The 20,666-nt window shown below is 62.9% G+C and carries 18 protein-coding genes; 12 read left to right on the top strand and 6 right to left on the bottom strand.

The window, feature by feature from the left end; translation table 11 throughout:
* The first annotated feature begins 4 nt into the window (after positions 1-4).
* Positions 5-1,303, top strand: a complete 1,299-nt coding sequence (locus LRQ04_RS17605) for an alpha/beta hydrolase family protein (RefSeq protein ID WP_235521602.1) — start codon at positions 5-7, stop codon at positions 1,301-1,303.
* Positions 1,285-3,801: a bifunctional lysylphosphatidylglycerol flippase/synthetase MprF gene (locus tag LRQ04_RS17600; RefSeq protein WP_235521601.1), complete on the top strand. Its 2,517-nt coding sequence runs from the start codon at positions 1,285-1,287 to the stop codon at positions 3,799-3,801. The genes LRQ04_RS17605 and LRQ04_RS17600 overlap by 19 nt, the downstream gene beginning before the upstream one ends.
* 107 nt (positions 3,802-3,908) lie before the next feature.
* Here LRQ04_RS17600 and LRQ04_RS17595 read toward each other — a convergent pair whose 3' ends face one another.
* From LRQ04_RS17595 to nucS, 3 genes are all read right to left on the bottom strand, one after another.
* Positions 3,909-4,112, bottom strand: coding sequence for a cold-shock protein (locus LRQ04_RS17595; protein WP_018776337.1), 204 nt, complete (start codon positions 4,110-4,112; stop codon positions 3,909-3,911).
* Positions 4,113-4,384: 272 nt separating this feature from the next.
* On the bottom strand, positions 4,385-5,623 hold the full coding sequence (locus tag LRQ04_RS17590) for an N-acetylglucosamine-6-phosphate deacetylase (RefSeq protein ID WP_235521600.1): 1,239 nt from the start codon (positions 5,621-5,623) through the stop codon (positions 4,385-4,387).
* Between the two features lie 47 nt (positions 5,624-5,670).
* The gene (gene nucS, locus LRQ04_RS17585) at positions 5,671-6,366 is read right to left on the bottom strand and encodes an endonuclease NucS (protein WP_235521599.1); all 696 of its coding nucleotides are present in this window, start codon (positions 6,364-6,366) and stop codon (positions 5,671-5,673) included.
* A gap of 49 nt (positions 6,367-6,415) precedes the next feature.
* Here nucS and LRQ04_RS17580 point away from each other — a divergent pair, with 49 nt between their 5' ends.
* Both LRQ04_RS17580 and LRQ04_RS17575 read left to right on the top strand, forming a co-directional pair.
* Positions 6,416-6,760 (top strand): ATP/GTP-binding protein, encoded by a 345-nt coding sequence (locus LRQ04_RS17580; RefSeq protein ID WP_235521598.1) that lies wholly within the window; start codon positions 6,416-6,418, stop codon positions 6,758-6,760.
* A 19-nt stretch (positions 6,761-6,779) separates the two neighbouring features.
* On the top strand, positions 6,780-7,574 hold the full coding sequence (locus tag LRQ04_RS17575) for an alpha/beta hydrolase (RefSeq protein WP_235521597.1): 795 nt from the start codon (positions 6,780-6,782) through the stop codon (positions 7,572-7,574).
* Positions 7,575-7,683: 109 nt separating this feature from the next.
* Here the strand turns inward: LRQ04_RS17575 and LRQ04_RS17570 are convergent, their stop codons facing one another.
* Complete coding sequence (locus tag LRQ04_RS17570; protein WP_235521596.1) at positions 7,684-8,976, bottom strand: AI-2E family transporter; 1,293 nt, start codon at positions 8,974-8,976, stop codon at positions 7,684-7,686.
* Between the two features lie 202 nt (positions 8,977-9,178).
* Between LRQ04_RS17570 and LRQ04_RS17565 the strand changes: the two genes are divergently transcribed.
* From LRQ04_RS17565 to LRQ04_RS17530, 8 genes are all read left to right on the top strand, one after another.
* The gene (locus LRQ04_RS17565) at positions 9,179-10,927 is read left to right on the top strand and encodes a hypothetical protein (protein WP_235521595.1); all 1,749 of its coding nucleotides are present in this window, start codon (positions 9,179-9,181) and stop codon (positions 10,925-10,927) included.
* A 36-nt stretch (positions 10,928-10,963) separates the two neighbouring features.
* Entirely contained in the window at positions 10,964-11,950 is a 987-nt protein-coding gene (locus LRQ04_RS17560; protein ID WP_235521594.1) for a tetratricopeptide repeat protein, read from the top strand.
* The gene (locus tag LRQ04_RS17555; protein ID WP_235521593.1) at positions 11,950-13,050 is read left to right on the top strand and encodes an NADH:flavin oxidoreductase/NADH oxidase; all 1,101 of its coding nucleotides are present in this window, start codon (positions 11,950-11,952) and stop codon (positions 13,048-13,050) included. Before LRQ04_RS17560 ends, LRQ04_RS17555 begins: the two co-directional genes overlap by 1 nt.
* Positions 13,051-13,092: 42 nt before the next feature.
* Entirely contained in the window at positions 13,093-13,968 is an 876-nt protein-coding gene (locus LRQ04_RS17550; protein WP_235521592.1) for an ABC transporter ATP-binding protein, read from the top strand.
* The gene (locus LRQ04_RS17545; protein WP_235521591.1) at positions 13,950-15,521 is read left to right on the top strand and encodes a transporter; all 1,572 of its coding nucleotides are present in this window, start codon (positions 13,950-13,952) and stop codon (positions 15,519-15,521) included. The genes LRQ04_RS17550 and LRQ04_RS17545 overlap by 19 nt, the downstream gene beginning before the upstream one ends.
* An 86-nt stretch (positions 15,522-15,607) precedes the next feature.
* On the top strand, positions 15,608-16,390 hold the full coding sequence (gene nagB, locus LRQ04_RS17540; RefSeq protein ID WP_235521590.1) for a glucosamine-6-phosphate deaminase: 783 nt from the start codon (positions 15,608-15,610) through the stop codon (positions 16,388-16,390).
* 8 nt (positions 16,391-16,398) lie between these two features.
* Complete coding sequence (locus tag LRQ04_RS17535; protein WP_211711563.1) at positions 16,399-16,737, top strand: DUF3039 domain-containing protein; 339 nt, start codon at positions 16,399-16,401, stop codon at positions 16,735-16,737.
* A 112-nt stretch (positions 16,738-16,849) separates the two neighbouring features.
* A complete protein-coding gene (locus LRQ04_RS17530; protein ID WP_235521589.1) occupies positions 16,850-18,625 on the top strand; it encodes a DEAD/DEAH box helicase in 1,776 nt (591 codons plus the stop codon).
* A gap of 73 nt (positions 18,626-18,698) precedes the next feature.
* On the opposite strand, the gene LRQ04_RS17525 is transcribed toward LRQ04_RS17530, so the two are convergent.
* Both LRQ04_RS17525 and LRQ04_RS17520 read right to left on the bottom strand, forming a co-directional pair.
* A complete protein-coding gene (locus LRQ04_RS17525; RefSeq protein WP_235521588.1) occupies positions 18,699-19,325 on the bottom strand; it encodes an isochorismatase family protein in 627 nt (208 codons plus the stop codon).
* Positions 19,325-20,653 carry a nicotinate phosphoribosyltransferase gene (locus LRQ04_RS17520; RefSeq protein ID WP_235521587.1) on the bottom strand — a complete coding sequence of 443 codons (1,329 nt, stop codon included), beginning with the start codon at positions 20,651-20,653 and terminating at the stop codon, positions 19,325-19,327. The genes LRQ04_RS17525 and LRQ04_RS17520 overlap by 1 nt, the downstream gene beginning before the upstream one ends.
* Positions 20,654-20,666 lie beyond the last annotated feature (13 nt).

The raw sequence follows: 20,666 nt of genomic DNA, 5'->3' as shown, positions 1-20,666 counted from the left end.
CGACATGGACTTCCTTTCGGATGTCAGCCTGGTTGATGGGCCCTTCATGTGGTTCTGCGTCGGATTCGGGGCTGTTGGGGGCTTGTACCTGCTGTGGCGCCGCCAGCGGTCCTGGCCAGTCGTAGTCCTGGCCTGCCTTCTCCTGTCCGTAGGTGTAGTGGCCCTGGTCCATTGGATCCTGATTGACCTCATGGCATCGTTCTCGGAGAACCTGCCATTTGAGACGTTGGTCTGGTCTGTCATTGCAGTCACAGCCCTGCTCCTGAGTATTGCGCGCCTTCCACGAAACGGCGCCAAAAGTCGCTTGCTGGGTTGTGTGGCGATGTTGGGCGTGGTTCTCCTGTGCGTTGCCCAGGTAAATCTTTACTTTGGACTCAACAAGACTGTGGCCGATTTGCTCGGCACGGCCGTGGCGCGGATACAGCCGCTGGAGCCAAGTCTCCAACGGTCAGCGGGCAGTGTGCCCGGCCCGTCGCTGAGTGCATGGAAAGCTCCTGATTCCCTGCCTGGAGGCGGAGTCCTCCGCAAAGCCCACATTCCCGGTACGGCTTCAGGCTTCGATGCCCGGGACGCTTACATTTATCTTCCGCCTGCCTACTTGTCGACGCCGCGGCCCAGTCTGCCTGTTCTCATTCTTTATGCGGGTCAGCCCGGCGGTCCTACCGACTGGCTGAGTGGCGGGCGGCTCCGGGCGCTCCTGGACCGCTTCGCCGAGGACCACGGGGGATTGGCGCCCGTGACGGTAGTGGTGGATCCCAATGGGTCGGCCAACGCAAACACTATGTGCATGGACAGCAACATCGCTCACGCCGACACGTACCTGTCCCAAGACGTGCCAGCCTGGATCAGCAGCACTTTGGACGTCTCCACTGACCACAGGCAGAGGGCAGTTGGCGGATTCTCTTTCGGTGGCACCTGCGCCCTGCAAATGGGAACCCTGCACCCGAACCTGTTTCCTTCCGTTGTTGCCTTCTCCGCCGAGCGTGAGCCGGCCCTTGCCAAGGACCGAGGCAAGACGATTGCCGACTCGTTCGGCGGGGATGTTGAAGCTTTCGAGTCCAGGACGCCGTTGGTTCTGATGGCTGAACGCAGGTATTCCGGCAGCGGGGTGTATCTGGTTTCCGGTGAAGCCGACCACGAGTTCACCGCGTACATGCATGAACTGGCAGACGCGGCGCGGAACTCGGGATTCGACACCCATGAGCAGTCCATTGCCCGTGCCGGACACTCCTGGGACGCCGTCATCGAAGGGATGCCGGGTGCGCTCGGATTCCTTGCCAAGCGGTGGGGAATCCCGCAGTGAGCCTCGCCCTGAGCCGTATGGTGATGCCAGCGATCAGGCAAGCGGGCAGGCACCTGCGTTCCACACCTTTCACTCTCTTTGCGCTGATGCTTTTTGTTGTGCTCTCCGTAGCGTCCGGAAGCCTGTTGACGGGCCCGCCGGAGCCGTGGCTTCCAGTGGCCGGTGTTTCACTGGCTGGGCTCAAAGCTGGGGAGTGGTGGTCCATCTGGACCTCCCTCTTCTTCACCACCAACCCCCTCGCCTACGTCACAGCCATTCTCATGATGCTCTTCCTGCTTGGTTTGGCCGAACGGCGCTTCGGACCACTCAAGACGGCAGGGGTTTTTTTGGGCGGCCAGTTCGCCTGCGTTTCCGCGTTCTTGCTGGTCACCCAAATTGCCCGCCAAGCTGACGACGGCTGGTTGTCGCGCATGGCCGACACCCGGTTGATTGGTCCTTACGGCGCAATCCTGGCTACGGCCATGGCAGCGAGTGCGCTTCTTCCCACCCTGTGGCAGCGACGCCTGCGGACGGTGACGCTATCCATTTCATTGCTCCTGCTGCTGTACGTTGGCCACGCAGAGACGGTCGTGGGGTTCCTCGGTGCGCTGATTGGGCTCGCCGCCGGGTGGTGGATGCAGAGCAGCCAGGGGCATCTTCATCTCTACCGGTCCACGGGCAGGGAAGTGCGCAACCTGCTTTCCTTGACCATGGCGATCTTCGCCGTGGGGCCAATCGTGACGGCTGTAGCGAAGAGCCCCTCTGGACCGCTGTCCCTGCTGCGTGATGTCATCCTGAATCCTTTGCCCACCCTGAGCCAGTTGGAAACCAGCTGTGGCGGAACGATCGACGTCGCGTGCCTTGAATCGGGACGGCAAGCGTATACGGGACCTTTCGGGCTGGCCCTGGCAGTGGTGCCGGTTGTGCTCCTGCTCATTTGCGCGGACGGAATGCGGCGGGGCCGCCGGCTGGCCCTGGGGATTGCCATCGGAGTGCAGCTGGTAGTGGTCGCGTTGTCAGCAATCTACCTGGCCCTCTTCGCCGGAATGCCTCGGGCGCAGGGGCGTCCTCACGTTGGGATGCTGAACTCGGCCGTGGTGCACCTGATTCCGTTGGTACTTGTTCCCCTGGTGCTTGCGCTTCTGATGTTCGTATACCGGGGGCACTTCAGGGTGGGGTCCTCAGAGCGGCTTCGCCGGAGGGTTTTTTGGTGGGTGGGGCTGACCGGTGGTGCGCTCATCATCGCTTACACAACGGTTTGGCTGGCGTCGGGCGGGATGGACCGCGACGGTGGACTGCTTGGCTTGGCAGCTGAGCTTGCCCGCCAGTACCTCCCGGTCCCACTGCCGGGGGTCTACCGGAAGGTTTTTGCCGACCGTGACGTCCTTGAGGTCTTCCTTTTTTCCTACTCCGGCACGGTCTTTTGGCTCGTCGCGCTGGCGGGGGTCTGGGTCCTCCTGGTCCGTGGGCACCTGGCTGGAGGCTTGGACCACCAATCACGCCAGAAGGCCCGGATGTTGGCCATCCAAGGCGGCGATTCGTTGTCATGGATGGCGCTGTGGGAGCCCAACAAGTACTGGTTCACGGCAGATGGCACCGGGGGAGTTGCCTATCAGCAACACGGTCACGTGGCCCTGACGCTCGCCGGTCCCCTTGGCGCCGCGGAGAACCACGTAGCTACGGCTGAGGGATTCCTTGAGTTCTGTTCCCAGCACGCCCTGATCCCGTGCTTCTACTCCTGCACCGATGAGTTATGGCCCATGCTGCAGTCCAAGGGTTTTCGCAGGGTCGCGGTGGCCCAGGAAACCCGTCTCCGGATCAGGGACCTGGAGTTCCGGGGCAAGGAGTGGCAGAACGTCCGGACGTCCCTCAACCGCGCAGCAAAACGTGGCATCACAGCCAGTTGGGGCCGCTATTCGGAGCTGCCGCTCGGCGTCCGCGCCCAGGTCAGCGAGGTTTCCGAAGAATGGGCTGCACAGAAGAAGATTCCCGAGATGGGCTTCACGCTCGGTGGCTTGGACGAGCTCGAGGACGACGACGTTCTGTGCTGCGTGGCCGTGGACGAGGCGGGTTATGTCTACGGGGTGACCAGTTGGCTTCCGGTGCACCAGGACGGAAAGATTGTGAGCTGGACGCTGGACTTCATGCGGCGGCGCGGTGATGCCTTTCCCGGAGTGATGGAGTTCCTCATAGCCTCGGCCGTCCTGCATCTGCGGGACTCGGTGGAAGTTATCTCGTTGTCGGGCTCCCCGCTTGCCAGTGACAAGGGTGAAATCGAGCAGCAGGCGAAAGGACTTGCCGGAATTCTCGACGCCGTGGGCCAGGCGCTGGAACCGGTTTATGGATTCCGGTCATTGGCATCCTTTAAGTCACGATTCCAACCTGAGTACCGGTCCTTGTACATGTATTACCAAGACCCGCTGCACCTTCCCGCAATGGGACGTGCGCTGAGTCGCGCGTATCTGCCGGGATTGTCGGTACGACATTCTGCAAGGCTTCTTCGAACATTGGTTGGTTGAATTGTCAACGCCTATTGGTGGAGGCTTTTCTTAAATGCGTTGGCCCCGGCTGGTAAGCCGGGGCCAACGGTGTTGTTCCTGCCGGAAGCAGAATTCAACAGGTAATGCTAGACGACGGTAACGCCGGTTGCCTGGGGGCCCTTGGCGCCCTGGCCGATCTCGAACTGAACGCGCTGGTTCTCATCGAGGGTCTTGAAGCCACCGGTCTGGATCTCGGAGTAGTGAACGAAAACGTCCCCATCCGAGTCATCCGGGGTGATGAAGCCGAAGCCCTTTTCAGCGTTGAACCACTTGACGGTTCCCAGTGCCATGTATTTCTCCTCATTATGGAAAAGCAGTCCGATACACCTCGTACCGGCTTTGTTACTCCGCGAGAAGACCATGGATTCCCGCCAGGCCTGGCCCGGCTGGTTTCGCAGGAGCTTCACGCTCGCAACTCGTCTTGCGAGCATGAAAACCACCTACACAAAGACTGCTACAACACTTTCATGCGGCCTGCCGGAGGTCAACGGTCTTTTGGGCAATTCGGGAAAATTTTCGGTAAAAAGAAGGTAACGCCGACACCCGAATTCATATGCCGTCATTACTGGTGCAACCACTGTCCGTTTCGAAGGACGCCGGTGAGTTCCAGGTCCGCATTGGTGACAACCACGTCGGCCCGCAATCCGCGGCGCAGCCCGCCAATTTCATCGGATAGCCCCAGGACTGCGGCGGGGACCGCTGTTGCCGAACAGAGGGCGTCAGGAAGTGCGACGCCGGCTGCCACCGTTTTGCGGACCACTTCAAGAAGGGTTGCGGTGCCTCCCGCAATGGATCCGGTCGCATCCAGTGTTGCTACTCCGCCGCTGACGGTCACGGGCGACGGGCCGAGCATGTAGTTTCCATCCGAGAGGCCGGCTGCCGCCATGGAATCAGTCACAAGGACAATGTTGGCGGCACCTACGAGCTGGAAAACGGTCGCCACAGTGCCTGGATCGAGGTGGGTGCCGTCCGCGATGAGCTCGACGACGGCCTTGCCTGACTGGGCCATGCGCAGGCAGGCGGCGACAGGGCCGGGTGAGCGGTGATGGAGGGGTGGCATACCGTTGAAAAGGTGCGTCACCGTGGGAAGTGAGCTGACGCCGTCGAACCCTGCCAGCTCAAGCCCCTCCCGGGCCGCAGCCAGCGACGCCGCCGCAGTGGCGTCGTCACAGTCGGTGTGTCCCAGTGACGGTGTGACGCCGTGGGACGTCATCAGGTCCACCAGCGCTCCGGCCCCGGGAAGCTCGGGGGCGTAGGTCATGGTGGCGAGCTTGCCAGCAGCGGCGCCGACCAGCTCAGCCATGAGTTCGAGGTCAGGCTCCAGCAGGAAATCGGGATTTTGGGCGCCACAGCGGGCATGGGAGAGGAAAGGGCCTTCGAGGTGGATGCCGGCAACGAGCCCCTCGTCCACCAGCTTCACGTACAGTTCTATGCCACGAAGCAGGTCTTCCCTGGGTGCCGTGACCATGCTGGCGAGGAAAGTGGTGGTACCGGAGCGGTGCAGGAAGTCCACGGCTTTACGTGCCGACGCCTCATCGCCTCCCGGGAAATCTCCACCGTTTCCGCCGTGGCAGTGCACATCGACAAGGCCAGGAATGAGGTAGCTGCCGCTGGGAACGCCAAGTCGGACAGCGCTCTGGAAGCCCTCATAGGCCTCGGGATCAAAACCCCCGGCAGGACCCGCATAGGCGATCCTGTCGCCGTCGATGGCAAGAAGGCCGTCTTCCACCACCTCGCCGTCGCTGACAAGCGTCCCTTTGATGATCTGATGGCTCGGCGCGGAAGAAGTGGCGGCAGTCATGGTCTCGATTCTAGTGGCCCAACGCACAGTCCCCCGAAGGGAGGGGATCAGAAGAGGCGGGATTCGCTGTCATCCACGCCGCGCATCGCGTCATAATCCAACGTGACGCAGTCGATACCGCGGTCGTTGGCAAGGACTTTGGCCTGCGGCTTGATTTGTTGGGCGGCGAAAATACCGCGCACGGGTGCCAGCAGGGGATCGCGGTTGAGCAGTTCAAGATAACGGGTCAACTGCTCGACGCCGTCGATGTCGCCGCGCCGTTTGAGCTCGATGGCAACCGTGGCTCCGTTGGCGTCCCTGGCCAGGATGTCCACGGGGCCGATGGCGGTGAAGTACTCGCGGCGAATCAGGGAGTAGCCCGTTCCGAGGGTTTCGATCTGCTCGGCAAGCAGCCTCTGGAGGTCCGCTTCCACGCCGTCCTTGATCAGGCCGGGGTCGGTTCCGAGCTCATGGGACGTGTCGTGGAGCTGCTCGTAGATATTGATGATGAGGCGGTCGTCGGTTTTGGCTGATTGAACGGTCCACTGCTCCACCACGCCTTCTTCAACCTCGGTCTCTTCGGGTGACGTCACCCGGAGCGTGGCGGGAGGGCTCATCCAGTTCAGCGGTTTGTAGGAACCGCCGTCCGAGTGCACCAGCACTGAGCCGTCCGCTTTGACCAGCAGCAGCCGGGTGGCGAGGGGGAGATGGGCCTTGAGGCGGCCAACGTAATCAACAGAACAACGGGCTATGACGAGTCGCACCCGCCCCACAATACCGCCTGGGACCTCGTGGCTGGGGCAGAATGGAACCATGCCCCGCTCCAACCGCCCCCGTCGCAACGCGTCCGGTACACGCTCGGGCAGCAACGGCGGCAAGTGGACTGAGCCGGTGCCCGAACTTGACCTGGAGCGGGCCCGCAGCGGCATTGCGCGGCGCGAGAGCGCACCTGACGGGGACTGGATGGTGCGGACCATGACGGCCAAGAAGGCAGAGAAGGAATACATCTGCCCGGGTTGCTCCACGGCGATCCTGCCGGGCATCGCCCATCTGGTGGTGTGGTCTGACAGCCATTTGTTCGGACAGGCAGCCGGCCTGGCCGAACGCCGTCACTGGCACACCAACTGCTGGACGTCGCGGACTTACCGCTACCGCTGATTCGAATAGGCTTGGACGCATGACTTTCGATCCCGCCTCGCTTGTTTTCACGCCACAGGACGCGCCTTCCGAGATCCGCGCTTCAACGGTCCTGCCTGCCCGGCGCGAAAATATCGAGTTCACCACCGAGGACGGAAAAGTCCTGCGCGGGGAACTCGCGCTTCCCGAATCCGGTGAAATCACCGCTACCTTGATCACCCTGCATCCGTTGCCGACGCACGGTGGGTTCATGGACTCGCATGTTTACCGCAAGGCGTCCTACAGGCTTCCGGCGTTGGCCGGCGTTGCAGTGCTGCGGTTCAACACCCGTGGCACGCAGTCGCCGCGGGGGACAAGCGACGGAGAGTTCGAGGAAGGCATCGGTGAGCGCTACGACGTCGAAGCGGCGGTGCGGTTTGCCGTGGATCGTGGCCTGCCGAACCGCTGGCTGGTGGGGTGGTCCTTTGGTACCGAACTCGCCCTGATGTACGGCGCGGTGGAGCCGGTCGCTTCACAGATCCAGGGGGCTGTGCTGTTGTCGCCCCCGCTGCATCGTGCCAATGACGTCCACCTCAAAGAGTGGGCGTCTTCCGGGAAGCCGCTGACGGTCCTGGTGCCCGAGCACGATGACTATCTGCAACCTGCCGAGGCAGCGCAGCGCTTCAGCCTGGTTCCGCAGGTCCGGTTGGTCGGCGTCGACGGTGCCAAGCACCTCTGGGTGGGCGAGAAGTACGCGGCGCGCGTCCTGGATGAAATTGTCGACGACGTCACTTCCGCGGGTGCCGGAGTGGACGGCCTGCCGCGCCAGTGGGCGGGGCCGGTTGCCAGCGCCTGACCCGGTCGCCAGCGCCTGACCCGGTCGCCAGCGGCTGACTGGGTGGTTATGCAAAAATGCCCCTAAACCCGAGGGTTCAGGGGCATTCTCTGTACTAAACAGCGGAAGGTCAGTGCCGGTCTTGGCGGACGATAAAGACTTCCTTGATCAGAAGCATGATGGCCGCTGCCGTTGGGATGGCGATCAGCGCGCCCAGCACCCCGAGCAGGCTGCCACCGGCGATCACGGAAATCACGGCAACGGCGCCAGGAACCGCGACTGCGCGTTGCATGATGCGGGGGGAGATGAAGTAGGCCTCGAACTGCAGGTACGCGAAGTAGGCGATGGCATAGACGACGGCGGTCTGCCATCCGGCCGTGAGTGCAACGAGGATGACCACGACCGCGGCGATCAGGCCTCCCACCAGCGGAATGAACGCGAGCAGCAACACGACGAACGCGAGGAGCACGCTGAACGGGACGCCGAGGATTGTCATCACGATGAACGCGAAGATCGCGTTGAGGAGGGCGACGCAGGCCTGGCCGATCACGTAGTTGCCCACGGAATCAGTGATGGCCTCCGACAAAGCCTGGACCCTGGGCCGGCGGGAACGGGGAGCCAGGCGGTACGCCCATTTCTTCATGGACGGCAAGGCTGCCAGGAAGTACAGGCTCAGCACGAGCACTATCAAGGAACCGAACAGCCCGTTGGCCACGGTGGAACCGAAGCCGACCACGCCGCCAAAGATTCCGCCCATGGTCTCAGGGTCCTTGACGAACTTATCCAGTTCCGTGGTGATCCGGTCCCGGACACCGAACTGGCTGTCCGCTGTCCGGAAGAAGTCCGAGTCGAGGAAGCCGCGGATCCAGTCCGGGGCCTGGCGCACGATTTCCGAAACCTGCTCGACAATCGTAGGAATCAAGGTGGCGAAGAAACCGGCTACCGCCAGCACCAGCACGGAAACGGAAATCAAAATACCGGCGGGGCGGGGGACCTTGCGGCCCTCCAGCCACCGGACCACAGGGTCAAGTCCGAGCGCAATGAAAAGGGCCGCAACGATCCACAGAATGAGCTGCGTGGTGTTGCTTGCGATGTAGAACACTGCAAGGGCAACGCCGACTCCGGCGGTGCCCATGAACCCTACGTACAGCGGGTGCTGGGACGACATCCGGGGGCCAGGGGAGCCGAAGCCATGATCGTCCTCGGGACGGAAGTCCTCGCGGACATCTGTGCCCTCTTCCTCGGGAGGCATTTCGAAACGGACGCGGGTACGCGCTCCCGGTATCGGCTGCCTCAGTCTCCGGCTGATGGCGGCAAGCCGTCCGGTGCGGACAGGAACGGTCGCGGCGGTTCCGTCTGACGTGGCCTCCACCGCACTTGACCCGGGCTCATTGGCGGGACGGGGCTCCAACGGTTCTTTCACGCGGTTTAGCTGCCTTTTCATTGGTGGTACGGGGCTGACCGGCACGCAGGAAGGTCCTGTGTTCATGATCATCGCCACACTATCAGGACCGTGTAATCGCGCTGCAGCGGCGCCATCCCGGGCTTTAAGGGACCATGCCGCCGTCGGCCCGATCTGACTCTCTGATAACAAAACGGTTACCCTTGAAGTTCAACGACCGCTGATGATAGGTGATCCTGTGCGTTTGAAGACTGCAGCCTTGCTGGTGCTGCTGGGCCTGCTGACGATGCTGGCCGGCATTGGCCAGCTGACTTTTTGGGCTCCCTCCGAGACTGTGACGGCTTCGGTACCCAGTGATACCAAAGCTGCCCCGCTGACCGTGATCGACCAGAAGTTGATTGCACTCCACGACGGGCCGGTGAAGATCAAGATCCAGGGCGAAGGCAACTTCACGGTTGCTACCGGGCGTCCGGACGACGTCAACGCCTGGGTTGGCAAGACTGCCCACACCACCCTGACGGGCGTGTCGGCCGACCAGAAGTCCCTGGAGGTTTCCTCTGCCGACGGTGAGGCCACCGCGCCTTCTCCCGCAGGATCCGACCTTTGGGTCAGCACTGAAGACGGCAGCGGCGAACTTGACTACACCTGGAACCCGCCGGCTGATGGCGAGTGGTCCCTCCTGGTAGCCAGCGACGGAACCAAGCCCGCGCCGTCGTCGATTTCCATGACTTTCCCGAACAACGCCACGACCCCCTGGGCCGTGCCGCTGATCGTCCTGGGCATCATCATTATCCTGATTGGCGCTGCCCTTCCATTCATTGCCAAGGCCCTCATTAACCGCCGCAGGGATGGCGAAGATGACGGCCGGGGGAACGCTGATGAAACAACGTCGCTGCCGGTGCAGTCGCCCGCGGACGACACGACGCCGGTCGGTGAGACCAAAAAAGAAGGCCCCGCATTGCGGGTGACGGCAGTAGCGGCAGCGTTGGCTGCTGTCATGGTGGGCGGAACGGCCGTCGCCGCGCAGGCCACCACCACGCCCCAGCCTTCTGCCAGTTCAGCCCCGGCAGCCGCGGACGGCGGCACGCCGGTCATGCTGGAATCCCAGTTGCAGCGCATTCTGGAGCAGGTTGCCAGTACCGTTGACGCAGCCGATGCCGCAAAGGACGCAGCCAAGCTTGCTCCCCGGGTGGACAAGATGGAACTCCAGGTCCGGACCGCGAATTACAAGATCCGGTCTACAGTGTCCGCCTACGAACCGCGTATGCCGGTTCGTGCCACCAAGCTGCAGAGCAGCGTTATCAGCACCAAGCGTGACTGGCCCCGCACAGTCTTCGCCCTCACCCAGGGCGACGGAAACGTTGTGCCGCAGGTCCTGACGCTGGTTCAACTGTCCCCGCGTGAAAACTACAAGCTGTGGGGCACCGCTCCGCTGCAGCCGGGAACCAACTTCCCGTCCTTCCCCGTACCCCGTGAAGGAACCCAACCCGTTCCTGCCAGTGACAAAACCGGCCTTGCGTACAGCGGTAACGAGGCCTTGGGCATCCTCGGCGAGATGTTGACGAACCCCGATTCGCCTAACCGGAGCAAGCTCGCCGATGGGCAGTCCTCGCCTTACATCGCCGGTGCGTTGGCCTACCAGGCAGACACCGTGAAGAACGGCACCAGCGCCAACTTCAAGTTCACCCACACCCCGGTCACCAACCAGACTGTGGTGTTGCGCACGGCCGACGGCGGTGCGCTGGTGGTTGGGCGACTGGACTTCGCTTTCGAAGGCACGCCGAAGGCTGCCGGTGACAAGCTGTTGTTGGAGGATGATTCCGCAGTCTTTGCCGGAGGCAAGGAAACCACGACGGGCATGGTCCTGAACTTTGCCGAGTCCGTTGCGGTCTACATTCCGCCGGCAGGCTCCGCTGATCCCATGAAGCTGGTTGCAGCAACGCGTGGGCTGGTGGGAGCCAGCTTTAAGTAGCATTCCCCTGGCGGGGCAGCGGCTAGAGTGGACGGTATGAGTTCGCCCGGATACCGACCCACTCCAGCCGCTGCCAGCCAGCTCAACCTTCGTGGTGCAGTAGACCTTTCGTCGTTGCGCCGCCCGGCAGCGCCACCCGCGCCGCCTGCTTCCGCGTCACCGGATGGGGGCACCCCCGGCGAAGGCGGGTCCGGTAAGGCCCCGCTGCGTGTGGAAGCCACCGAAACAAATTTCCAGGACCTGGTGCAGCTTTCCGCCCAGATCCCTGTGCTGTTCCTTCTCTGGTCCCGCTATGCGGCAGAATCACCCGCTGTCCTTGAGGCCTCCGAACGGGTTGTTGAAAGCTATGGTGGTCGCCTGGTGCTCGCTGCCGCCGATGTTGATGCCTTTCCCCAGCTTGCACAAGCGTTCCAGGTCCAGGCTGTGCCCACCGCAGTAGCGGTCATCAAGGGCCAGCCGGTTCCGCTCTTCCAAGGACCCGCAGATGATGCGCAGATCCGGGACCTTGTTGAAGAACTCCTGAAGGTCGCTGCGGCCAACGGCGTTACCGGCAGCATCGGCGACTCCGCCCAGCCTGAAGGGACGGACGAACCCGAAGCGCTTCCGCCGCTCCACCAGGCAGCAATCGATGCCATTGAGGAGGGCGACTACGCGGGGGCGGCTGCGGCCTACAAGCAGGCTCTTTTGGAACAACCGGCCGACGCCGACGCCAAAGCCGGATTGGCCCAAGTGGACCTCATGGCACGGTTGGAGAGCCTCTCTGCTCCCGACGCCGAAAAGCTCCGCGACGTGGCTGCCCAGGAACCGGACAACATCGAAGCCCAGCTTGGTGTGGCCGACCTTGATGTTTCCGGCGGCCACATCGAGGACGCTTTCAACCGCATCATTACCTTCATTGGCCGTAATTTCGGACCGGAGCGCGAGGCGGCGAGGGTTCGCCTCCTGGAACTTTTCGAGGTTGTCGGAACACAGGACGACAGGGTCGCAAAGGCCCGCCAAGGACTCGCGAGAGTGCTTTTCTAATGCCGTCCGCACTGTTCACCCCGCTTCAGCTGCGCTCACTGGCCGTCCCGCACCGTGGCTGGGTTTCGCCCATGTGCCAATACAGCTGCCATCCCGAAACCGGGGAAGGAGTCCCCAACGACTGGCATCTGATGCACCTCGGTTCTTTCGCGGTGGGCGGTGCCGGCTTGATCATGAGCGAGGCCGCTGCGGTGAACGCGGAGGGCAGGATCAGTCCCTTGGACGCTGGCCTATACTCCGATGAACAAGCGGCGGGTTGGGAACGGATAGTCCGTTTTGTGCACCAAAACGGCGCCGTGGACTGCAGGATCGGGGCCCAGCTGGCCCATGCGGGCCGCAAGGCATCAACCTATTGGCCTTTCTCGGGCCGTTCGGGATCAGTTGCAGTGTCCGACGGCGGTTGGGCCACCGTTGGGCCGACCACGGACGCGTTTGATGGGTATGCCGCGCCGGCTGCCATGAGCGAAGCCGACATTTCACAAGTGGTGGCGGATTTCGCTGCGGCAGCTTACCGCGCCGTTGCCGCAGGGTTCGACACCGTCGAAATCCACGGCGCCCATGGCTACCTGCTGCACCAGTTCCAGAGCCCGCTGATCAACACCCGGACCGATCGGTGGGGTGGTGACGAAGATGGCAGGAACAGGCTGATGCTCACCGTGGTGGACGCCGTCCGGAAGGTCATTCCGGAGTCGATGCCGCTTTTGCTGCGGATATCAGCTTCGGATTGGGCAGAAGGGGGAGTGGACGTCCAAGCGTCGGTCCGCCTGGCCCGCGCTGCGGCTGAGCGTGGAGTGGACCTGGTGGATGTGTCCAGCGGAGGTGCCGTGGCCCACCAGAAAATCACGGTTGCTCCTGGATACCAAGCAGGGTTCGCCGAGCAAATAAAGCGCGACGCCGGTGTTCCCACCGCGGCAGTCGGCCTGCTTACCAGCCCCGCCCAGGTCGAAGACATCGTGGCCAACGGGCGTGCGGATGCCGTCTTCATGGCCCGTGCTGCACTGCGGGACCCGCACTGGTGGCTCCGGGCGGCATATGAACTTGGACATGACATCCCATGGGTGCCGCAATACCAGCGCGCTGTGCCCCGCCACGGCTTCTAGGACGTCCGGGCAGGTACACACCAGCGAGGTTAGGCTGGTCACATGACGGAACCACGCCATGAACCCATGTCCACACCACCGCAAGCACCCGAGCCGCACGTAAACCGACCAGCCCAGGCCAACGCTACGCCGCCGGCACCAGGTGGTTCCCCCGCTGGAGGCGCCATTGCCGCGCTCTCCATCCAGGGCCTGGCCAAGCGGTTCGGCGAAAAGATTGCCGTGGACGGCGTGAGCCTGGAGGTCCCTGCGGGCTCGTTCTATGGAATGGTCGGTCCGAACGGGGCTGGCAAGACCACCACCCTGTCCATGGCCACCGGTTTGCTCCGGCCCGACTTCGGTGCGGCATTCGTGCACGGGGTGGATGTCTGGGCCAAACCCCTTGAGGCCAAGAAGCTCATGGGTGTCCTTCCTGATGGTGTGCGTTTGTTCGACCGCCTCACAGGCGAGCAGTTGGTGACCTATTCGGGGCTGCTGCGCGGTATGGACCGGGACGTCGTCGGCGCCCGTGTCACCGAGTTGCTTGCCGCCCTTGATCTCCAGTCCGACGCCGGCACGTTGGTGGTTGACTACTCAGCCGGCATGACGAAGAAAATTGCCTTGGCCTCGGCGCTCATCCATGCCCCGCGACTTCTTGTCCTTGACGAGCCATTCGAATCGGTGGACCCCGTTTCAGCCGCAAACATCCGCGGCATCCTGGAAAGTTACGTCGCATCCGGCGGCACTGTCATCGTCTCCAGCCACGTGATGGACCTGGTGCAGCGTATGTGCAGCCACGTCGCCGTCGTTGCCGGAGGACGGGTGCTGGCGGCCGGTTCCGTGGATGAGGTCCGTGGTGGTTCCACGTTGGAGGAGCGTTTCGTTCAGTTGGTGGGCGGCGGACACCGGACGGAGGGCTTGGAATGGTTGCGCACCTTCTGAACCTGAAGTGGCGGTTGCTGCTGAACGGCTTCAAGCGCAGTCCTTGGCAGCTGGTGGGCATGGCCCTCGGTTTGCTCTATGCACTGGGTGTCCTGACCCTCCTTGTGGGTGGATTGGTGGCCCTGCGCTGGGCCGACGCCGGGATCGCGCACACCGTGGTTGTGCTGGGTGGCGCGGTAACCGTACTGGGGTGGGCCATCATTCCACTGGTCGCTTCGGCAGCTGACATGACCCTGGATCCCGCCCGCTTCACGACTTTTGCGATTCCGCCACGGCAACTGCTGACTGGCCTGGCGCTTGCAGGATTCATAGGCATTCCTGGGCTGGCCACGTTGATCGCGGCCTTGGGAACGGTCGGGACCTGGTGGAGGAGCGTCCCGGCCGTATCAGGGGCGCTGCTTGGCGCTGTCCTTGGTGCTGTTACCTGCGTGGTGCTGTCCAAGGTGGTCACTACGGCTACCGCCGGCCTGGCGTCCTCGCGGCGTTTCAAGGACGTCAGCAGCATTATCGTGTTCATCCCACTTGTCCTGCTTGGTCCGATCATGGCGGGAGTGGTAGATGGCGTCCGGGGAAGCGCGGAGTATCTTCCAGCGCTGGCCCGCACCGTGTCCTGGACACCTTTTGGCGCCCCATGGTCCTTGGGTGGAGACCTTGCGGCAGGCGATGTTGTTGCTGCGGCCGTCAAGGTCCTGATCTCGGTTGCGACCATTGTTGCCCTGCTCTTTTGCTGGCACCTGTTGCTGCAACGCGCGTTGGTCACTCCGCCGTACTCCGGCGGTTCGGCGAAGAAGGGCGGAAAACTTGGACTGTTCGGCCTTCTGCCAGGGACGCCGGCAGGCGCGGTAGCGGCCCGGGCCTTGATCTATTGGTTCAAGGATCCCAGGTACGCGGCATCCCTGGTGATTGTCCCAATGTTCCCGGTCCTGTTCTTTTTTGCCGGGTCCCAAAGCGGCGGCTACGGCCTGCTCATGATCCTCGGACCGTTGACGGCGTTCACCATGGCGTGGTCAATTTGCGCTGATGTCTCGTATGACAACACGGCTTTCGCCCTCCATCTAGCAGCTGGGGTCCGCGGCCTTGATGATCGGCTGGGGCGTGCGCTGGCTTGCCTGGCCATCTCGCTTCCCGTCGTCTTGCTGTTCACGGTTGCCCCGTTGTTCGTCACGGGGGATTGGCACTGGTTGCCGAACCTTTTGGGCTTGTCGCTGGGGACGCTCTTCACCGGTCTGGGTCTTGCTTCCGTGATTTCGGCCCGCTACAACATTGCGGTTCCGTTGCCGGGAGACAGCCCCTTCAAGAAGCCACCAGGAAACGTTGCCCAGACCCTGGCTGTGCAGGCAGTGGGTATGGGACTTCTTGCCCTCCTGCTGGTGCCTGAACTGGCGCTGGTGGCTGTCCAGGCTTTCAGCGGTGGGCCCGAAGCGGGCTGGATCAACCTGGCGGTGGGGCCGTTGTTGGGGCTGGTCCTCTTCGTTCTTGGCGTGCGCCTGGGCGGAAAATGGTTGGACGCGCGCGGGCCGGAAATGTTCGCCCAGCTCAGCGTTAATCGCTGATTCCGTAATATCCATGCCCACAGATGGGACATGGGATAACCTCTGTGAAAGATACTTTGAGAACCCATAAGTAGAAAGGCGTGACGATGGAAGTTGTCATTCTCCCTGGCACCAAGCAGATCGGTGCGCTCGCTGCCGACGCCATCGAGGCGCTGGTGCGCCGTAAGCCGAACGCAGTGCTGGGCTTGGCAACAGGCTCTTCGCCATTGCCCGTCTATGACGAACTGGCGAGCCGTTACGAAGCCGGGGGACTGGACTTCAGCCAAGCCCACGGTTTCGCTTTGGATGAGTACGTGGGCCTCAAAGCCGGCCATCCTGAGTCCTACCGGGAAGTGATCCGCCGCGAGTTCACCAACCGCGTGAACATCAAGCCGGAAAACGTCCATGGTCCCGATGGTGCCGCCGATGACCTCGAAGCGGCGTGCCAGGCATACGAGGACGCTATCAAGGCCGTGGGCGGAGTGGACCTGCAGATCCTCGGCGTCGGAACGGACGGCCACATCGGTTTCAATGAGCCGGGTTCTTCGTTGGCTTCGCGTACCCGCATCAAAACCTTGATTGAGCAGACACGCAAGGACAACGCACGCTTCTTCGACAACATCGACGACGTTCCCCACCACGTAGTGACACAAGGCCTTGGAACCATCATGGATGCCCGGCACGTAGTCCTGGTGGCCACCGGTGCCCAAAAGGCGCAGGCCGTCCGTGACTTCGTCGAAGGCCCTGTTGCCGCCATATGTGCTGCTTCCATCCTCCAGATGCATCCGCACGCGACCATCCTGGTGGACGAGGCTGCTGCTTCCTCACTCAAATTGGCTGACTACTATCGGCACACTTACGACAACAAGCCGGAGTGGCAGGGGCTGTAGACGGTAAGATGTTTGGCATGACTACGCTTCCTCCGGATCCATTCGAAAACGACCCCATGCGCGAGCTTTCCGGAGCCGGAACGTCCACTGCCACCATTGAGCGCGAGGAAACGCGCCAGGAAGTGGAGCCCGGCGACCGTGAGCGGTTTTCGCACTACGTCCGCAAGGAAAAGATCATGGAATCGGCGTTGACCGGTGAACCTGTGATCGCTTTGTGCGGCAAGGTGTGGACGCCAGGACGCGATCCCCAGAAGTTCCCGGTCTGCCCGGAGTGCAAGGAGATTTACGAAGGCCTCCGCCCCGGCAACGACGGTGGAAAAAACGGCGGCCCGGACAACTCCAAGTAGTGGGCAGGAAGCAAACACAGGCCCAATCTGATCGTTACCGCTTTCCGGACCGCTGCGGCGTGTCCGGAAAGCAGGGCGTCGCCGACGCTGCCAGCTTGCGGGGGAAACCAGCATGACCGAAACACTCTTTGGTGGCCCCTCGCTGCCTCCCGCGTACCCGGAGCGCGCCGCCTGGGGTACCGCGCCCAAGCTTCGTGCCTGGCAGCAGGAGGCACTTGACCTCTACATGACGCGCAATCCCAAGGACTTCCTTGCCGTGGCAACGCCCGGTGCAGGTAAGACCACCTTTGCGCTGCGCATCGCCACCACGCTGCTGGACAGCGGGGTGGTCAACCGCGTGACCATCGTGGCGCCCACGGATCACTTGAAAAGGCAGTGGGCGGACGCTGCAGCCAAGGTCGGAATTGCCATCGACCCCAACTTCAAGAATTCCGACGGGCAGCACGGCCGTGGGTTCGTTGGGGTGGCCGTCACCTACGCCCAGGTGGCCAGCAAGCCGATGCTGCATCGAGCGAAGACTGAAGCTGCCCGCACCTTGGTGATCCTTGATGAGATCCACCACGGCGGTGAAGCTTTGTCCTGGGGTGATGGTCTCCGCGAAGCGTTCGATCCTGCAACGAGGCGGTTGTCCCTGACGGGTACGCCGTTCCGCTCGGATACCTCTCCCATTCCCTTCGTCGAATACGCCGAGGACCGTGATGGCATTCGCCGTTCCAAGGCCGACTACACCTATGGTTACGGCAATGCGCTGCGAGACCACGTGGTTCGTCCCGTCCTGTTCATGGCTTACTCGGGCCAGATGCGTTGGCGGACCAGCGCCGGTGACGAGATGGCGGCCTCGCTGGGCGAAGCCGCCGTGACCAAGGACATTACGTCCCAGGCCTGGCGAACGGCCCTGAACCCTACTGGCGAATGGATTCCGGCTGTCCTGGCTGCCGCGGACAAGCGCCTGAGCGAGGTCCGGCGGACGGTTCCGGACGCTGGTGGCCTGGTGATCGCTACGGACCACGACGACGCCCGCGCCTATGCGGGACAGTTGAAGAAGATCACGGGGCAGTCGCCCACAGTGATTCTTTCTGACGATTCCAAGGCTTCCAGCAAGATTGAAGAGTTCTCTGCAGGGGACAAGCGCTGGATGGTTGCCGTTCGGATGGTGTCCGAAGGCGTGGACGTTCCGCGCCTGTCGGTGGGTGTCTACGCCACCTCGACGTCCACCCCGCTGTTTTTCGCCCAGGCCGTGGGCCGCTTCGTGCGTGCCCGCAAAAGGGGCGAAACGGCGTCGGTATTCCTGCCTTCGGTCCCGCCGTTGATGATCCTTGCCAACACCATGGAAGCGGAGCGCGACCACGCCCTTGACCGTCCGGAGAAGGACGACGACGGACTCTTCAGCCCCGAGGAGAACCTCATGGCTGAAGCAAACCGGGAAGACAAGGCCTCGGACGAGCTCACCAAGGGTAAATTCGAAGCGCTGGACTCGCAGGCCTCCTTTGACCGTGTCCTGTTCGACGGCGGCGAGTTCGGTACGGGGGCCGACATCGGTTCCGATGAAGAGCTGGACTTCCTGGGCATACCGGGGCTTCTAGACGCCGAGCAGGTGGGCACGTTGCTGCGCCAGCGCCAACACGAACAGCAGTCGCGGAAGAAACGGCAATCACCCTTGGCGGCAGCCGCGTCGCCGGCGATCCCCGACCACCGCATGCTCATGGACCTGAGGAACGAACTGGCCAAGAACGTGGCCGCGTGGTCCGCCCGTACAGGAACGCCGCACGGAGTGGTCCACACCAAGCTGCGGGAAGTGTGCGGTGGCCCGGCTGTGGCCCAGGCCAATGAGGAGCAGTTGCAGGCACGCCTGCGTAAACTCCAGGACTGGTTCATAGGCCGGAAGTAGCCGGCCCACGTTTCAGCACGTATGCCAAAGGGCGCCGCGGTTGCGGCGCCCTTTGGCATTCATGGCGTCCAGGTCAGTTGTGTTCAACCTCGACGCCGGCTGCTTCCATCTCCTCGAATGCCTCGGTGAGGTCCTCGGCAATGCCGGCCGTGAGGTCCGCGATGACTGTGGTGCTGTATCCGGCCTGGACAGCGTCCAAGGCCGTGGACTTGACGCAGTAGTCGGTCGCAATGCCTACCACCACCACTTCCTCCACGTCGTGGCTCTGCAGCCAGTCGTCCAGGCCGATGGCCTCTTCATCGACGACTTCGGGCACCGCGGCCCCTGCTTTGAGGTCGCCGGAGGGAACGTCGTCTTCGGGCGCCAGGATGCCTTCGAAGCCGGAGTAGGCAGCGGTGAACTGCCCTTTGCGAAAATAGGCCTGGATGTACTCGGGGTCCAGGTCCTCGTGGAGCTCAGCCCCTTTGGTCCTTGCCCGGCAGTGCGGAGGCCACGAATCGACCATGTCGGGCTCGTCCGAGAAGTGGGCGCCCGGCTCGATGTGCCAGTCCTGGGTTGCAACGATGTGATCGAAGAGATGCTGGTTGGCATCGACGTATTCGGTGATGGCGCCGGCTACGGCTGCGCCTCCCTCAACTGCAAGGGTGCCACCCTCGCAGAAGTCGTTCTGGACATCGACGATGATCAGTGCCCTGGACATCAGTTCTCCTCATAGACAGTGGGAATGGCGGGCTCGCCACGTTGCAGCCGGTTGACGACGGCGGGTAGCTCAGCCATGGTTGCGGCGTGCCGTTCCTTGGCACGGACGACGCCTTCCGGGCCGGTCCAGCCGGGAAGGACCTCGCCGTTCTTGACGAACTGCTGGAGCAGTTGCCGGTCGTTGCCGTCGTCCTCGGGACGGTGGCCGATCCCCACGATTTCGTGGGTTGCCTTGCCGCGTTCGTTGAGCTTGCGAAGGGCGTATTTACGGCCCCCGACGCTGACCTTGTTCTTGGCTGCCTTGGCCACCGGGATGAATTCGCCGTCGTCGTTGGTCCGGCTCACCAGTTTGTAGACCATGCTGGCCGTCGGTGCGCCGGAACCGGTAACGAGGGATGTGCCTACCCCATAGGAGTCCACGGGGGCGGACTGCAGGGCCGCGATGGCGAATTCGTCGAGGTCCGAGGTCACCACAATGCGTGTGTTGACGTTGCCCAGGTCATCGAGCAACTGCCGGACCCACTGTGCCTGGGCGACGAGGTCGCCTGAATCCAGGCGCACCGCGCCCAGCTTGTCACCGGCAAGGTCGACGGCGGTCCGGACGGCTGCTTCGACGTCGTACGTGTCGACGAGCAGCGAGGTGCCCGGGCCAAAAGTTGCAATTTGGGCTTCAAAGGCCTCCCGCTCCGTGTCGTGCAGGAGCGTGAAGGAGTGGGCAGCAGTGCCCACGGTCTTGATGCCGTAGCGGCGTCCGGCTTCCAGGTTGGAGGTGCTGGCAAAGCCGGCAATCACAGCGGCCCTGGCGGCCGCCGTCGCGGATTCCTCTTGGGTGCGCCGGGAGCCCATCTCGATGCACGGGCGGGTGCCGGCGGCAGAGGTCATCCTCGAGGCAGCGGAGGCGATGGCGCTGTCATGGTTCAGGACCGAGAGGATGAACGTTTCCAGGATGCAGGCTTCAGCAAACGTTGATTCGACGATGAGGATGGGGGAGTTGGGGAAGTAGGCGTCGCCTTCGGCGTAGCCCCAGATATCGCCGCTGAACCTGTAATTGGCGAGGTAATCCAGGGTTTCCCGGTTGACCACGTTGTTTTGCTCCAGGAACTCCAGTTCGTCGTTGCCGAACCGGAAGTTGGCGATGCCCTCCAGCAATCGTCCAGTGCCTCCCACAACGCCGTAGCGGCGACCGTCAGGCAGCCGCCGGGCGAAGGCTTCGAACACTGATCGGCGATGCGCGGCCCCGGAGTGCAAGGCTGCCTGAAGCATGGTCAGTTCGTAGTGGTCTGTGTACAAGGAAGTTGCGGGGTGGTCCCACGACGTGGCTCTACTCACGAATTCACTCTAG

This window comes from Paenarthrobacter sp. AR 02, assembly GCF_021538675.1.
In the GTDB taxonomy this organism is placed as follows: domain Bacteria; phylum Actinomycetota; class Actinomycetes; order Actinomycetales; family Micrococcaceae; genus Arthrobacter.
The sequence above is the reverse complement of the archived record's forward strand: the minus strand, read 5'-3'. Positions and strand labels throughout refer to the sequence as shown.